Genomic DNA, 12816 nt, shown 5'->3' with positions numbered 1-12816 from the left:
ATCGGACCAGTGACGGGAATTCGACACACTGCGAGGTTCGAATGGCATTGCGGTGGTTGTGGCCCTATTGTTATCTCGGGCGCGTTGCTGATCTTGGGATGTGGGTAAGGGTGCACGTCATCCGTCCGGATGACTCGTGTTCACCTGGCGTGCACTGGAACGACATCCGGTGAGTTCAGCATTGACGCGGCAACTCGGCGGGAGTTCGACGAGGGCGAGGTTTGGAGCGGTATGCAGTGGAAGAAGATCGTCGCGGCTCTGGGCGCGTCCGCGACTGTGATGTCCGGCTTGGTTTTAGGCAGCGGTTCGGCGAGCGCCGCTCCCGGATGCCCGAGTCTGTACGTGGTGGCGATCCCCGGCACCTGGGAGACCGGGCGGGACAAGACCCCGCAGCCCGGCATGCTGTCCGGCGTCACGCGGGGCCTACCGTCCTCCGCAAAGGTCGACTACGTCACCTACGCCGCCACCGCCTTCCCCTGGGAGGGTGAGGTTTACGGCAACTCCAAGAAAGAGGCGGTCGACACCGCGCGCGGTCTGATCGCGAACATGGCGCAGGAGTGCGGCGCCACCAAGATCGCGCTGGTCGGCTACAGCCAGGGCGCGGACGCCGCCGGCGATCTCGCCGCCGAGCTCGGCACCGGTCTCGGTGTAGTGCCGCCCGACCGCGTCGCCGGTGTCGGCCTGATCTCCGATCCGCGCCGTTCGCCCACCGACATCCAGGTCGGCCCCGTCGCCGCGGGCGCGGGCGCGGGCGGTCCCCGGGTCGGCGGCTTCGGCTGGCTCAGCGACCGCACCCGCACCATCTGCGCGCTCGACGACCTCTACTGCGCGACTGCGACCGACGATTTCGTCACGCGGTTCGCAGGCTTCCTCGCCCAGGCGTCGGATGCCAACCCGGCCAATATGTGGCGCTACCAGATCGAGGCGGGCAACATTCTCGGCGACCTGATGACCTCGGGCGGTGTCCCGATCCTGCAGGCGCAGCTGACCGACTCGGCCAACCAGAAGCGCGCCAAGGACCTGGAGCGCTTCTACAAGTCGCAGGCGCACACCCTGTACGGTAGCTACCCCGTGGGCGGCGGCCAGACGGCCATCTCCTGGATGCACAACTGGATCGCGGGCATGGCCTGAGTCATCCGAAACCCAGGGCCCACCTCCGAGTTCGGAGGTGGGCCCTTTTCGATGTGGTCGACCGACTAGCTCGACCCGGTCGGCGGCAAATCGTGCCGGAAGTGTTTGATCACCGGACCATCAGGTCCCGGGCAGTCGCCCGGCCCGCGGCGCGGGCCGTCATGCCGTTCGTGGCGTTCGAAATGGCGGGGGCGACCATCGATCTCGGCGCCCTGCTGCGGCGCGTCCACCACGTGTACCTCGCCACGATCGACGGGGGTTTCAGCGGACGCGGTCGCCGCGAGGGCGGCGAGCGGGACGACGATCAGCGCACCGGCGACGGCGACCCTGGTGAGACGCCGCAGCGGCGTAGCGGTTTTGGAGAGCGACATGGAATTCCTTTCTCTCGAACGGTGAGCCGCTGTTTCGCCAGCGGCTCACCGGTCCCATCGAAGGTTCCGTCACTGGGACACCGGTGCGATGGTCCTGGCAATCGGCTGTGAAAGCTCAGCGCGTCGCGATATTGCGCGGCAACAGGTCCCAGACATGCCCGTTCTCGTTGACGGTGGCGGCCATGCGGCGTCCGGTGCGGGAGAACAGGATCCGGGTGATCGAGCAGTAGTCGACGGGAAAGGTCAGCGGCCTTTCCAACCCGAGGACCTCTTGCAGTAGCACGTTGACCACACCGCCGTGTGCGAAGGCGACGACCGTGTCGGCCGGATCGGCGGCCGCGACGATATCGGCGACGGCGGCGTGCACCCTGGCCTTGAACGCCGCACCGTCCACCTGCAGCGGGAGATGCCCGGCCTTGATCCGCTCATAGGCGTCGCGGAACTCGACCTTGGCATCCTCGATCGGAATGTAGGCGGGCAGATCGCGATCGTATTCGGCGAGATCGTCGACGATCTCGACGCCGAGTCCGAGTTTCGCGGCCGTCGGCGCCGCCGTTTCCCGAGCCCGCCGCTGCGGGCTGCTCACCACCCGGGAGACGCGATGATGACCGAGCGCCCCGGGCACCCGCTCGGCTTGCTCCAACCCCACCGGGGCCAACTCCGGATCGGCCGGCCCGCCCGAACTGAGCATCCGGACCGGCTGGGCGTGGCGAACGAGAATCAACTGCACCCGTCTCACTCTGCCGCATGCCCCTGACCTGTTCCATCCGGCCCTGTGGAGCCTGCGTCCGGCTCTGTCGGGTGACATACTCGGAACATGACCGTCGAGCCGTTTCCGCAGTGGCTGCGTCCGCCGCCGGGCGGATTCGTCGCCGAGGATCTCGATCGCCTGCCTGATCTTCCCCCCCACACGGAGCTGATCGACGGGAGTCTCGTTTTCGTGAGTCCGCAGGCGAAGTTTCACATGCTGGTCATCACCCTGCTCGACTCCGCGCTCCGTCATTTCGCTCCGGCTCACCTGCGGGTGCGGCGGGAGATGACGGTGACGCTCGGGCGGGATCAGCGTCCCGAACCCGACCTGCTGGTCATCCATGCTGACCGGGACGGCGGTCCGGAGCTCACTTCCTATCGAGCCGACGACGTCGTCTTGGCGGTCGAAGTCGTGTCGGCGGAATCGCGTACTCGGGATCGAGAGCGTAAGCCACAACTGTATGCCCGAGCGGGGATCGCGCATTTCTGGCGAGTCGAGAATGCAGAGGGCCGCCCGGTTGTCTATGCCTACGAACTGGATCCGGCCACGACGACATACGCGCTCACCGGCATCCACCACGATCGCCTGAAGCTGACCGTGCCGTTCGATATGGATATCGACCTCACCGAGATCGATCGGCTGTAAACCCGGTCGCCGGGCTCGGTCGGACGAGTACTCCGGCGGGACCGCCAACTCGGCGGTTCTTCGCTGCGGTATGGCACGCCGACTCTCGACATCCGGCTCACACTGCGCTGACGGCCCGGTTCGCGTCGTGCGAACGGGCCGTCGACGTCTGCCGCTACTGGCTCTTCTTGCGCTTGGTCAGCAGGTAGATGCCGCCGATGATCAGCGCGACCACCAGCAGGCAGCAGATCGCACCGAAGATCAACCCGCCCCTGCTGCTCTTCTTCTTTTTGGCGGCGAGGTCGAGCGCGGAGTTCCATGTGTCCGGGCTCGCCCACACGGTGTGGTCCAGCAGGCTCGCGTTCGTCAGCAGGTCAAGGTACATATCCGAACCCCTTAAGGTGTATCGGCCTCCTCCCGGAGCCGAATCTCCAAGGGTAGCCGTCCGATTCGCTCGATGAGAACTCTTCCATGGCGAAGGCTCGGTCAGCGTGGTTTTACCAACGGGAACGGCAAGGTCTCGCGAATGCTGCGTCCGGTGATCAGCATGACGATCCGGTCCACGCCCATACCGAGCCCACCGGTCGGCGGCATGGCGTGCTCGAGCGCCTGCAGGAAGTCCTCGTCGAGTTCCATGGCCTCCGGGTCCCCGTTGGCCGCCAGCAGTGACTGCTCGGTGAGCCTGCGTCGCTGGTCCACCGGGTCGGTGAGTTCGCTGTAGGCCGTACCGAGTTCGACGCCCCAGGCGACGAGGTCCCAGCGCTCGGCGACGCCGGGGATATTGCGATGCTGCCTGGTCAGCGGGGACACCGAGGTCGGGAAGTCGATGTAGAACGTCGGCTCCTCGGTGCGGGATTCGACCAGGTGCTCGTACATCTCCAGCACCACTTGGCCGGCGTCCCAGCCGTGCTGATAAGGCACTTCGGCCTGCTCACACAGTTCGCGCAACTCCTCGACCGTGGTCTGCGGCGTGATCTGCGCTCCGATCGCCTCCGACACCGCGCCGTGCACCGTCTGCACACGCCACTCGCCGGAGATGTCGACCTCCTCGAAGGTCCCGTTCCCATTGGGCCGCAAGGCCACCATCGCGCCGTTGGCGGCGATCGCGGCGTTCTGGATCAGCGTGCGGCAGGTGTGCATCATGCGCTCGTAGTCGCTGTGCGCCTCGTAGGCTTCGAGAATGGTGAACTCGGGGTTGTGGCTGAAGTCGACGCCCTCGTTGCGGAAGGTCCGCCCGATCTCGAACACCTTCTCCATACCGCCCACGCACAGCCGCTTCAGATAGAGCTCGGGCGCGATCCGTAGGTACAGGTCGAGGTCGTAGGCGTTGATGTGGGTGACGAACGGCGTGGCGTTGGCGCCACCGTGCACCTGTTGCAGGATCGGCGTCTCCACTTCCAGGTAACCCCAGGAGTTCAACGAGTCCCGCAGTGAGCGCACCACCGCGCTCCGCTTGGCCAGCACCTCGCGGATCTCGGTGTTGATCGCCATGTCGACGTAGCGCTGCCGCACCCTGGCCTCGGGATCGGCCAGCCCCTTCCACTTATCCGGCAGCGGGTGCAGGCACTTGCCCAGCATCCGCCAATCCGCCGCGAGCAGCGAGAGCTCACCACGCCTGCTGGTCCCGATCTGGCCGCTCACCTCGATCAGATCACCAAGATCGAAGAACTCGCCGAACTCGGCGCTGCGGTCGGCGCCGACCCGGTCGCGATCGATGACCAACTGGATGTCGTCGGTCCAGTCGCGGACCACCGCGAAGATCACGCCGCCGTAGTCGCGGATGCGCAGCAGCCTGCCGCAGACCCGGACCGTGGTGCCGCGCGGGGAACGCCGCGCGTCGGCGACGGTATGCGTCGGCGGATAGGCGACCGGGTAGGGATCTATACCGGAATCGGTGAGCCGCGTCAGTTTGTCCATGCGCACGCGGACCTGTTCGGGCCTGCGCGGCAACTGCTCCTCACCCTCGATCTCCGCGATGTCCGGCGGGCTGCCGTCGGCGTGCAGGCCCGTCACGGTCGCGGGCACGGCGGTGTGCACGCCGGTGTGCGTCGCGGTGTCGGGCTCTTTGCCGAGCCGCGGCAGGAAGCCCTCCGCCAAGGCGCTGGCCACCGCGACCCGCGGCAGCTGCCTGCGCTCTTCGAACAGGAAGAACCGGGGCACCCAGTGCGGCTGATACTTCACGTTCGAGCGATACAGCGCCTCGAGCTGCCACCAGCGCGAGAAGAACAGCAGCACGCCCCGCCACAAACGCAGCACGGGACCGGCCCCGATCTGGCCGCCCTCTTCGAACACCGAGCGGAACACGGCGAAGTTCAACGACACCTTGGTGATGCCGTACTGCTCGGAATTGAGCGCGAGCTGCGAGATCATCAGCTCCATCACGCCGTTGGGGCCGCCGGGGTCGCGGCGCATCAGCTCCAGCGAGGCGCCGGTGCGGCCCCACGGAACCAGCGACAGCATGCCGAGCACCCGGCCCTGCGGGTTGACCGCCTCGACCAGCAAGCAGTCGCCGTCCAGCGGATCGCCCAATCTGCCCAGCGCCATGGAGAACCCGCGCTCGGTCTCGGTATCGCGCCAGTGGTCCGCGCGGGTGATGATCCGGGGGAACTCCTCCGCCGGTATATCGCGGTGCCTGCGAATGCGCACCCCGACACCGTGTCTGCGCAGCCGGTTCGCGGCCTGACGCACCGGCTTCATCTCCGGACCGGCCAGCGAGAAGTTCCTGGTGTCCAGAATGGCTTCGTCGCCGAGGCGCAGCGCGGACAGACCCGCGCGCCGGTACGCCGTCGCACCGAGTTCGCTCGCTCCCATCACCGCGGGAGCCCACCCGAATCGATCCGCTTGCCGCAGCCAGGCGTCGATCGCCTGCGGCCACGCCTCGCGAATGCCGACCGGATCGCCGCCGGCCAGGCAGACACCCAGCTCCACACGGTAGGTCACCGCGGCCTTGCCGCTCGGGGCGAATACCACCGCCTTGTCCCGGCGTGTGGCGAAATAGCCGAGGGAATCCTCCACGTCCGAGCGCTCCAGCAATCCGCGGATCGCCGACTCGTCGGTGCCGGTCATCGCGTTCGCCGCCCGCTGCGAGCGCAGCAGGACGATCACCGCCGCCAGCAGCGCGGCGGCGCCGAACAGGCCGAGCAGGAAATTGACGAACGGCGGAGGATGCCCGTCGAAGTGCTCGTTGTCCGCCAGCACCGCCGCCGTCACGCGGTAGATCGCCCAACCCGGTCGCTGCACGCCCGGCGGGAGGCTGCCGGGGAACAATTCCACCAGGCCCCAGCCGAGCAGCGCGCCGCCCGCGAGACCACCGGCCAGCACGCCGAGCGCCTTCCACCCCGCGCCGCGGCGCACCTTGGTGTAGAACTCCGGCCATGCCGCGATCAGCACGCCGATGACGGCGAGGTGCACCACCATCGCCACCAGCGCGTGAATGCTGCCCCGCTCGGCGAAAGTGACGCCGTTGATCACCGCGTAGATGGCGAGATAACCGACCAGCAACCACCAGGCGATTCGTTTGCGGCTGGCGATCGCGCCCGCCGTCAGGCCGACGACCAGCGCCCACATCAGATTCGTGTCCGGCGCGTCGAAGTAATAGGTATCGATATAGTGGCGCGGCACGTGGGTCAGGAAACGCAGTCCGGGCGAGAGGCTCCACAAGAAGCACAGCACCGCGAATACACCGAGCGTCGACCCCGCGATATGCGGCACTTCCGAAAGGCGTCCGTGACCCCGGTGTGGAACCGGTGGAGCCGGTTTTTCCGCGGGTGGTCCGGTGTCGAGATGTTGCTGGGCTTGCGTGGAGGTCACGGAACCAGTGTGTACGTGAGTGTGTCAGATTTGCCAAGCCTGCGGCGCGCGTGTTTGTGCGGTGTTTGCGCGGGCGGGACTTCCTCGCGGCGTCTGCCCTGCCTGGGCGAGCCGAAGGCGAACTTTCCTGATTTCGCTGTGACCTGGGCGAATGAGTCGGCCAAATCGGCGTGAATTCGATCTGTGTGGTCGGGACGGTGGGATTTCCGTGCGGTGCGTGAGGTACGGCTCGAGTTGCCCGGAGATCGCAGCGGCTGTGGGGCGGTGTTCGGCGAGTTCGAATGGCGTAGTAAGTATTTAGTCCATGTCGGAACCAGTCGAAGTACCGATCGATGAGGACGTTATTCGGCTCGGCCAGTTTCTGAAGCTGGCCAACATGATCGAATCCGGTTCGGAGGCGAAGACGGTGATCGCCGCCGGATTGGTGCGGGTGAACGACGAGGTGGAACTGCGGCGCGGGCGCCAGCTGCACGTCGGTGACGTGGTCGCCCTCGCTGGGCACAAGGCCATCGTGTCCGCCTGAGCGCCCGGATGCTGGCGGCGGCCGGCGAAGACCCGGCGCGCCGCCGAACCGGCTCAGCCCTCGGCGCGCACGACGATGCCGTCGTGGTCGCTGTAGAGCATCTCGCCGGGCACGAAAGTGATCCCGCCGATCTCGACCGGCACATCGCGGTCACCACTACCGGTCTGCGTGCTCTTACGCGGATTGGTGCCCAGCGCCTTGATGCCGATGTCCAGGGTGCGCAGGATGGCGGAGTCGCGGACCGCGCCGTTGACGACGACGCCGGCCCAGCCGTTCTCGACGCCGCGCCCGGCGATGATGTCGCCGACCAGCGCCGTGTGCACGCTCGCACCGCCGTCGACCACCAGCACCTTGCCCTCGCCCGGCTCACCGAGCGTCTGCTTCACCAGCAGATTGTCCTGGAAGCAGCGGATGGTGGTGATGCGTCCGGAGAACGCCGCACGCCCGCCGAACTGGATGAACTGCGTGTCGCAGCTGCGGATGTCCGGGCCGATCTCGTCGGCCAGGTCGGCGGTGGCGATTACATTCTGCGATTCGGTCACCGGGCTATTTTGCCGCGACTTCGTCACGGCGTGTTCGCGGCCCCTTCATGGCTCGCGTGCGAGCGACCGATGAGCCGGTGGACCGCCACAGATGGCTTCGGCGCCGTGCGGTGCGCGGAGTTGTCCTCGCGCGTCGTCGCTCGACGCGCGCCATATCTCGGCGGTCCGCGGCGCTATCGGTGTCCGTAGCGCAGTTCGTACAGGTCGCGGTCGTGGTCGGTGATCTTGCCGTGGTCGACCAGTTCGGGGTTCAGGCCGTGCTGGACCAAGCGGAAGCGGCGCCAGACGTAGCTGAGCGCGACCGTGAAGACGACCAGCGGAATGATCATCATCACGATCAAGCCGATTTTCAGGGGCAACGGCCCGGGGAACAGCAGCACCAAGGCGAAGAACGGGATGATCGGCCCGAGAAAACGGACGAGATATCGCTCCATGGCCCCGTGTCCGACGAGGTCGTGGATGACCCACTCGTGCAGCTCCTCGGGGAGCTCGCGGCCCAGATCGTAGGCGATCCGTTGCCTTAACGTGGGGCTTTCATACCTCCAGGCTATGCCCGTGAGATAAGTCACCGCTAGGTCCCGATGCGGCTCAGCCTCGTCCGTGCCTGCGCTCGTAGTCGAGGCGTTCCCGCTCGTCCCGTAGGCGGGCGTCGGCGTCCGCGAGCGCGGGATCGAGACCGTTCTTGATCAACCGGTGACGCCGGTAGACGTACAGCAGCGCCACGGTGAAATAGATCAGCGGGATGTACAGCAGCGCCATCATCGCCAGCCCCATCCACAACGGGCCGGGCAGCAACAGGAACAGCATGAGCACCGGCAGCACCGGAACCAGGAACCGCAGCAGATAACGCCGCGTAGCGCCGGGACCGACCAAATCGTCGCGCACCCAGTCGGACATCGATTCCGGCAGCGTGCGGCCACAGATGTAGCCGATCCGCTGACCGAACGAAGGTTTGGCGCTCACCACTTCAGCATCCCGACCGCGCTGTCACACGCGCAACTCCTACCTTCGGGCGTGAAATGCGGCTATCTGGGTGACCAGGTTGTGCGTGGTGTGCTGGACGGCGATCTTGACGAACGGTTCGATGGTCTTGCCCAGCGCTCGCCCCGCCAAGCCTCCGGGCACCCGGTAGTCCACGATCGCGTCGACCGTGCACAAGCCCTCGCCCTTGTCGTGGAACAGGAACGTGGACTCGACATCGAAGCCCTTGATCGACTTGACGCCGATCGCGTAGTCCTTCTCCCAGCGGACGACCTCGATCCGCGACTTCAGCGAGGCGGGCCCCAATTTCATGTGCCCGTCGAAAGTGGCGCCGAGTCCTTCGGTCTGCGCACCGACCGGGGTGAAGGATTGAATGCCGTGCAAGAAGCGCGACAGGTTCTGGTAATCGTTCACGTATGCGAACGCGGACTCCGCCGAGGCCGCGCAATCCTCGACGATCTTCACTTCGGTCATGCGCAAACACTAACCGGCGTGGCGATTCGGCTCAGGCGGTGACCGCGAGCGTCGCGGCCAGGCCGAAGGCGAGCGCCATCACGACCACCTCGGTGACCGCGCGACGCAACGAGTCCTTCGCGTCCATCCGGTGGCCTGCCGCCCGCGGCACCCAGCTGCGCCGCCACCACCAGCCGAGCGCGAGCAACGCGAGCAACACCGCGGTCTTGGCGAGCAGGATCCGGCCGTAGCCGGTGCCGACGAACGCACCCATCCCACCGACCCGGACCAGTCCGTTGATCAGCCCGGTCACCGCGACGACCGCCACCAAGGGCAGCGCCACCGCCGAATATCTCGGCAGCGCCACCGCCCACTCGCCGCGGGTCCGCACGACCAGTACCAGTGCGATCAGCAGCCCGAACCAAGCGCCCGCCGCCAACGCGTGCACCGCGGCGAGCACCGAGCCGAACGCCTGCTGCGACATGTGTCCGGTGATCGGCCGCAATGCCAGCGCCACCGCGGCGAACACCAGGACCAGGTCGGCGGAGGTGGACTCGGGCCGCCGGAAGGCCAGCGCGGACCCGGCGGCCACCGTCGCCACGCCGACCAGGATGGCGATCCCCACCTGTCCACCGCTGACGTCCACCAGGTAGGTGCCGAAATCCGCGGCGCCGAGTTCGCTCACCGGAACGCCGACCACTTCGGCCGCCTCGAAGATCAGCACGGCGAACTCGGCGACCGCCCAGATCCCGGCCAGGACCGCGAGCAGACGCCACGGTGTCCGCAGGCGCGGCGTCACCCTGGGCAGAGCGGCCAATCCGAGCGCGGTCGAACCGACCCCGTCGGCCACGACCCGGACCACCGCCTCCCCGGGCAGTGGCCCTGGCAGAATGAGCACCCAGGCGAGTGCGACCCCGAGCAGCGCGGCGGGGACGGTTGGTAGCAGTGCGGGCCAAGGCGTGACGCGGGGAGCGCGCCGAGCGCCGCCCCGGCCGCCGATCTTCACCTCGCTCACCGCTTCGCGCCGCGGCTCCTGCCGCCGAACAGCGCGAACGCGAGTCCGCCGCCGAACAGCGCGACCGCGCCGGCGACGAACACCCACAGCGGAATCCCGCCCGAGTCGTCGGAGCTGTCGCCGGCTTTGGCGTTCGGTTTCGGTCCCGGCGCGCCGTTGCCCGGCTTACTGAGCGTGAACTGGCGCTTGCCGCTGACCGGGTGCCCGTCGGCCGAGGTCACGCGGTAGGCGATGGTGTACTCGCCGACCGGACCCAGCTCGCCCAGAGCGACGCTGACCGTGTTGCCCTCGACCACCGGCTCACCCTTGGACCACAGATTGCCGTCCGGCCCGACGACGGTGAGCGACGGGAAGCTGGGTTGCAGTTCCTCGTTGAACATGACGCTGACGCGCGCCGGGCCGCTGTCCACCGTCGCTTTGTCCTCCGGGACGCTTCCGGTGGCAGCGGAGTGCGCGGCGGCGACTCCGGTCGCGGCGACGCCGAAGCCGAGCAGGAACAGGCCCGTCACGAGGGCGCTGAGCAGGCGGCGGGTCATGCGCGCCGCCCGCGGATCACGTTCCCGAGGCCGAGCGCGACGCCGAGCAGGCCGAGCGCGAGGCCGATGCCGCCGAGCCAGCGGGCCGTGTCGTCGCTGTGGTCGACGTCGTCGTCGGCGGCTTCGCTGCTCACCTTGTGCCCGTCCGCGTCGTGTTCTTCACCGGCGGTGAGGGTCATCGACGGGGCGGGACGCTCGGGTTCCTCGCCGTCCTTGTCGACCGGCTGGTCCCACTTGACCACCTTGCCGTCGGAATAGGTCTGCTGGGCGGGGAAGCTGACCGAATCCAGTTCGGGCAGCGGACCGAGGGACACCGCGAAACGCTGGAACTGACCGGGCGGAATGCCCGGGGCGCCCGGGTCGGCGGTCCAGGTGATCGCGGTGACCTCTTTCTTGTCGTTGCGTTCGACCTTGGCCGACCATCCGGGAATCGGTTCGGTGCGAGCGGATTTCAGGTTGGGCAGGGTGACGGTGAGCGCCGTGGTGCTCGCGGTGTCCGATTCGGTGGGGACCCGGAAGGTGGCGACGGTGTATCCGCCTCGGGCCGCGCCGGGGGCGTCCACCGTGACGTGTGCCGCGGCGGTGCCGCCTGCGAGCAGAACGAGAGCCGCGGTGGCCGTCGTCGCGACGGCGCGCGAAATCGAGCTGTGCATGCTGAAGCCTTCTGTGCGAAAGGAATGGATGTCGGAGGATCAGCCCGACACCGGCGGGGCGCGGGGGCCGAGCGCACCGTGGGGAGCACAGCGATATGGCGGAAGGCCGGGATCCGGCCGGTGCGGCACGATGGTGATCCGCGCCCGCCGCGGCGGTGCGAGGATCGCGCGCAAGGCACCGGAGGCGGCGGTGTAGAGCCGCTCGGCAAGCACGATCAACGCCGCGCAACCGACCGTCGCGACGGTATGCGCGAGCAGCATTCCTCCGGTCGGCAGCGGCGGATGCGTCGCCGCGGTGGCGCCTGCAGGGTGGGCATGGTCGAGGAGTACCGACAACGCGGCATGACTGAACAGCTGACCGGCGCCGAGCAGTCCGGCGACGACGGACGGCCGCGAGCGTCCTCGCACGGCTCCCGCCGCGGACCCCACGGCGGCGGCGATCGACAACAGCAGTGTCAGCTCGGTGGAGCCCGGCGCACCTCCACCCGCGGCCCCGTGTGCCGCGACGGCGAGCACTCCGACGAGCACGCCGATCAGACCACCGCGCAGGTGGCCGGTGATCGGGTGCGGGGACATCGGTACGAGGAAGGTCAGCGCACGCCGAGCCGGGCCAGGATGTCGGACTCGATCCCGGACAGCTCGTGGGAGATCGACGCGTGCACCGACCGGCGACGGTTGGCGGGCATCTGGTCGGAGGTGTGCACGGCGGCGGTCAGGCTGCCGAGGCGGTCCTTGGTGGCGGCGACGAACTTCTGCGTCTCGCCTTTGTCCTTGCCGTTCTGCCCGCTGATCTTCTCCAGCGCCGCTTCGGCATTCGTGATGCGCGCCTGGAGCTTGGCGCCGTGCCCGGAGAAGTCACCGAGCTGGTCGATCCCGACGCCGAGCTGCTGGGCGCGGCGGGTGTCGAGCTGCCCGCGCAGGAGGGTGGCGCCGCGATAGGCGAGCGGGGCGAGCACCGGGATGAGCACGCGCGCCACGCCGAGGTACTTTTTCACCTGGCCAGCGCTGAACGGATCGCGTTCGGCCTTCGCCGCCAGCTTCAGCGCGGCTTTCTCCTCCGCCTGGAATGCCGCGATCTGCGCTTTGGCGACCTTGCGCTGGGTGCGGGCCTCCGCGCGGCGAGCCTTGCGGTCGTTCTTCGCGGCCAGCTTGGCCTCGATCGCGGCCTTGTGCTTGAGGGCTTTCGCCTCGGCCCTGCGGCTCGGCCGCCGCTTGCGCTTCGTGAACAACCCCATCGAAGGCCCTCCGTCATGCTGGTTCGCCATGGCAGTACGACGCCGGGGAAGCCCGTCCGCCCATGTCACACGCTTTGCCGTTACCCTATCGGGTCCATGGTGGCAGCTGCGAGGGTAGTGCGGCCCGCAGGCGCTGGAATTCAACACTGTCGGGGGTAGGGACCATACTGCATAGCGTGGATTCGGACATC

At 67.9% G+C, this 12816-nt stretch carries 16 protein-coding genes; 3 read left to right on the top strand and 13 right to left on the bottom strand.

All coding sequences use genetic code 11. The features are described from left to right. The first annotated feature begins 231 nt into the window (after positions 1 to 231). A complete protein-coding gene (locus tag GVY39_RS08850) occupies positions 232 to 1131 on the top strand; it encodes a cutinase family protein (protein ID WP_159922327.1) in 900 nt (299 codons plus the stop codon). Positions 1132 to 1196: 65 nt separating this feature from the next. Here the strand turns inward: GVY39_RS08850 and GVY39_RS08845 are convergent, their stop codons facing one another. Continuing rightward, a complete protein-coding gene (locus GVY39_RS08845) occupies positions 1197 to 1502 on the bottom strand; it encodes a hypothetical protein (protein WP_159922329.1) in 306 nt (101 codons plus the stop codon). Positions 1503 to 1617: 115 nt separating this feature from the next. Then, complete coding sequence (locus GVY39_RS08840) at positions 1618 to 2232, bottom strand: histidine phosphatase family protein (protein WP_159922331.1); 615 nt, start codon at positions 2230 to 2232, stop codon at positions 1618 to 1620. A gap of 87 nt (positions 2233 to 2319) precedes the next feature. On the opposite strand from GVY39_RS08840, the gene GVY39_RS08835 reads away from it, so the two are divergent. Continuing rightward, the gene (locus GVY39_RS08835; protein ID WP_159922333.1) at positions 2320 to 2898 is read left to right on the top strand and encodes a Uma2 family endonuclease; all 579 of its coding nucleotides are present in this window, start codon (positions 2320 to 2322) and stop codon (positions 2896 to 2898) included. Positions 2899 to 3052: 154 nt separating this feature from the next. On the opposite strand, the gene GVY39_RS08830 is transcribed toward GVY39_RS08835, so the two are convergent. Further along, positions 3053 to 3262, bottom strand: a complete 210-nt coding sequence (locus tag GVY39_RS08830) for a hypothetical protein (RefSeq protein WP_159922335.1) — start codon at positions 3260 to 3262, stop codon at positions 3053 to 3055. 101 nt (positions 3263 to 3363) lie between these two features. Continuing rightward, positions 3364 to 6687 (bottom strand): bifunctional lysylphosphatidylglycerol synthetase/lysine--tRNA ligase LysX, encoded by a 3324-nt coding sequence (lysX, locus tag GVY39_RS08825; RefSeq protein WP_159922337.1) that lies wholly within the window; start codon positions 6685 to 6687, stop codon positions 3364 to 3366. A 304-nt stretch (positions 6688 to 6991) separates the two neighbouring features. On the opposite strand from lysX, the gene GVY39_RS08820 reads away from it, so the two are divergent. Further along, entirely contained in the window at positions 6992 to 7210 is a 219-nt protein-coding gene (locus GVY39_RS08820) for an RNA-binding S4 domain-containing protein (RefSeq protein WP_159922339.1), read from the top strand. A 53-nt stretch (positions 7211 to 7263) separates the two neighbouring features. Here GVY39_RS08820 and rraA read toward each other — a convergent pair whose 3' ends face one another. From rraA to GVY39_RS08775, 9 genes are all read right to left on the bottom strand, one after another. Further along, a complete protein-coding gene (rraA, locus tag GVY39_RS08815; RefSeq protein ID WP_159922341.1) occupies positions 7264 to 7752 on the bottom strand; it encodes a ribonuclease E activity regulator RraA in 489 nt (162 codons plus the stop codon). Between the two features lie 173 nt (positions 7753 to 7925). Continuing rightward, the gene (locus tag GVY39_RS08810) at positions 7926 to 8321 is read right to left on the bottom strand and encodes a DUF5313 family protein (protein WP_236565345.1); all 396 of its coding nucleotides are present in this window, start codon (positions 8319 to 8321) and stop codon (positions 7926 to 7928) included. A 19-nt stretch (positions 8322 to 8340) separates the two neighbouring features. After that, the gene (locus GVY39_RS08805) at positions 8341 to 8715 is read right to left on the bottom strand and encodes a DUF5313 family protein (protein ID WP_370523777.1); all 375 of its coding nucleotides are present in this window, start codon (positions 8713 to 8715) and stop codon (positions 8341 to 8343) included. A 39-nt stretch (positions 8716 to 8754) separates the two neighbouring features. Continuing rightward, positions 8755 to 9207, bottom strand: coding sequence for an SRPBCC family protein (locus tag GVY39_RS08800; RefSeq protein WP_159922345.1), 453 nt, complete (start codon positions 9205 to 9207; stop codon positions 8755 to 8757). 31 nt (positions 9208 to 9238) lie between these two features. After that, positions 9239 to 10192: a CopD family protein gene (locus GVY39_RS08795; RefSeq protein WP_236565358.1), complete on the bottom strand. Its 954-nt coding sequence runs from the start codon at positions 10190 to 10192 to the stop codon at positions 9239 to 9241. Between the two features lie 5 nt (positions 10193 to 10197). Beyond that, entirely contained in the window at positions 10198 to 10737 is a 540-nt protein-coding gene (locus tag GVY39_RS08790; protein ID WP_159922347.1) for a copper resistance CopC family protein, read from the bottom strand. Then, the gene (locus GVY39_RS08785; RefSeq protein WP_159922349.1) at positions 10734 to 11390 is read right to left on the bottom strand and encodes a YcnI family protein; all 657 of its coding nucleotides are present in this window, start codon (positions 11388 to 11390) and stop codon (positions 10734 to 10736) included. Before GVY39_RS08785 ends, GVY39_RS08790 begins: the two co-directional genes overlap by 4 nt. Positions 11391 to 11429: 39 nt before the next feature. Continuing rightward, positions 11430 to 11966 (bottom strand): hypothetical protein, encoded by a 537-nt coding sequence (locus GVY39_RS08780; protein WP_159922351.1) that lies wholly within the window; start codon positions 11964 to 11966, stop codon positions 11430 to 11432. Between the two features lie 14 nt (positions 11967 to 11980). After that, positions 11981 to 12625 carry a DUF6474 family protein gene (locus GVY39_RS08775; protein WP_159922353.1) on the bottom strand — a complete coding sequence of 215 codons (645 nt, stop codon included), beginning with the start codon at positions 12623 to 12625 and terminating at the stop codon, positions 11981 to 11983. Between the last annotated feature and the right edge of the window lie 191 nt (positions 12626 to 12816).

This window comes from Nocardia sp. CY15 (assembly GCF_009829295.1).
Classification (GTDB): domain Bacteria; phylum Actinomycetota; class Actinomycetes; order Mycobacteriales; family Mycobacteriaceae; genus Nocardia; species Nocardia sputi.
This window is presented reverse-complemented; position numbering and strand designations above follow the sequence as displayed.

What these genes read in the sequence shown, in the direction of transcription:
- GVY39_RS08845 (WP_159922329.1), bottom strand. Translation starts at nt 1,502, where the DNA reads ATGTCGCTCTCCAAAACCGCTACGCCGCTGCGGCGTCTCACCAGGGTC.
- GVY39_RS08820 (WP_159922339.1), top strand. Translation starts at nt 6,992, where the DNA reads ATGTCGGAACCAGTCGAAGTACCGATCGATGAGGACGTTATTCGGCTC.
- GVY39_RS08780 (WP_159922351.1), bottom strand. Translation starts at nt 11,966, where the DNA reads ATGTCCCCGCACCCGATCACCGGCCACCTGCGCGGTGGTCTGATCGGC.
- GVY39_RS08800 (WP_159922345.1), bottom strand. Translation starts at nt 9,207, where the DNA reads ATGACCGAAGTGAAGATCGTCGAGGATTGCGCGGCCTCGGCGGAGTCC.
- GVY39_RS08790 (WP_159922347.1), bottom strand. Translation starts at nt 10,737, where the DNA reads ATGACCCGCCGCCTGCTCAGCGCCCTCGTGACGGGCCTGTTCCTGCTC.
- GVY39_RS08830 (WP_159922335.1), bottom strand. Translation starts at nt 3,262, where the DNA reads ATGTACCTTGACCTGCTGACGAACGCGAGCCTGCTGGACCACACCGTG.
- GVY39_RS08785 (WP_159922349.1), bottom strand. Translation starts at nt 11,390, where the DNA reads ATGCACAGCTCGATTTCGCGCGCCGTCGCGACGACGGCCACCGCGGCT.
- GVY39_RS08775 (WP_159922353.1), bottom strand. Translation starts at nt 12,625, where the DNA reads ATGGGGTTGTTCACGAAGCGCAAGCGGCGGCCGAGCCGCAGGGCCGAG.
- GVY39_RS08835 (WP_159922333.1), top strand. Translation starts at nt 2,320, where the DNA reads ATGACCGTCGAGCCGTTTCCGCAGTGGCTGCGTCCGCCGCCGGGCGGA.
- GVY39_RS08850 (WP_159922327.1), top strand. Translation starts at nt 232, where the DNA reads ATGCAGTGGAAGAAGATCGTCGCGGCTCTGGGCGCGTCCGCGACTGTG.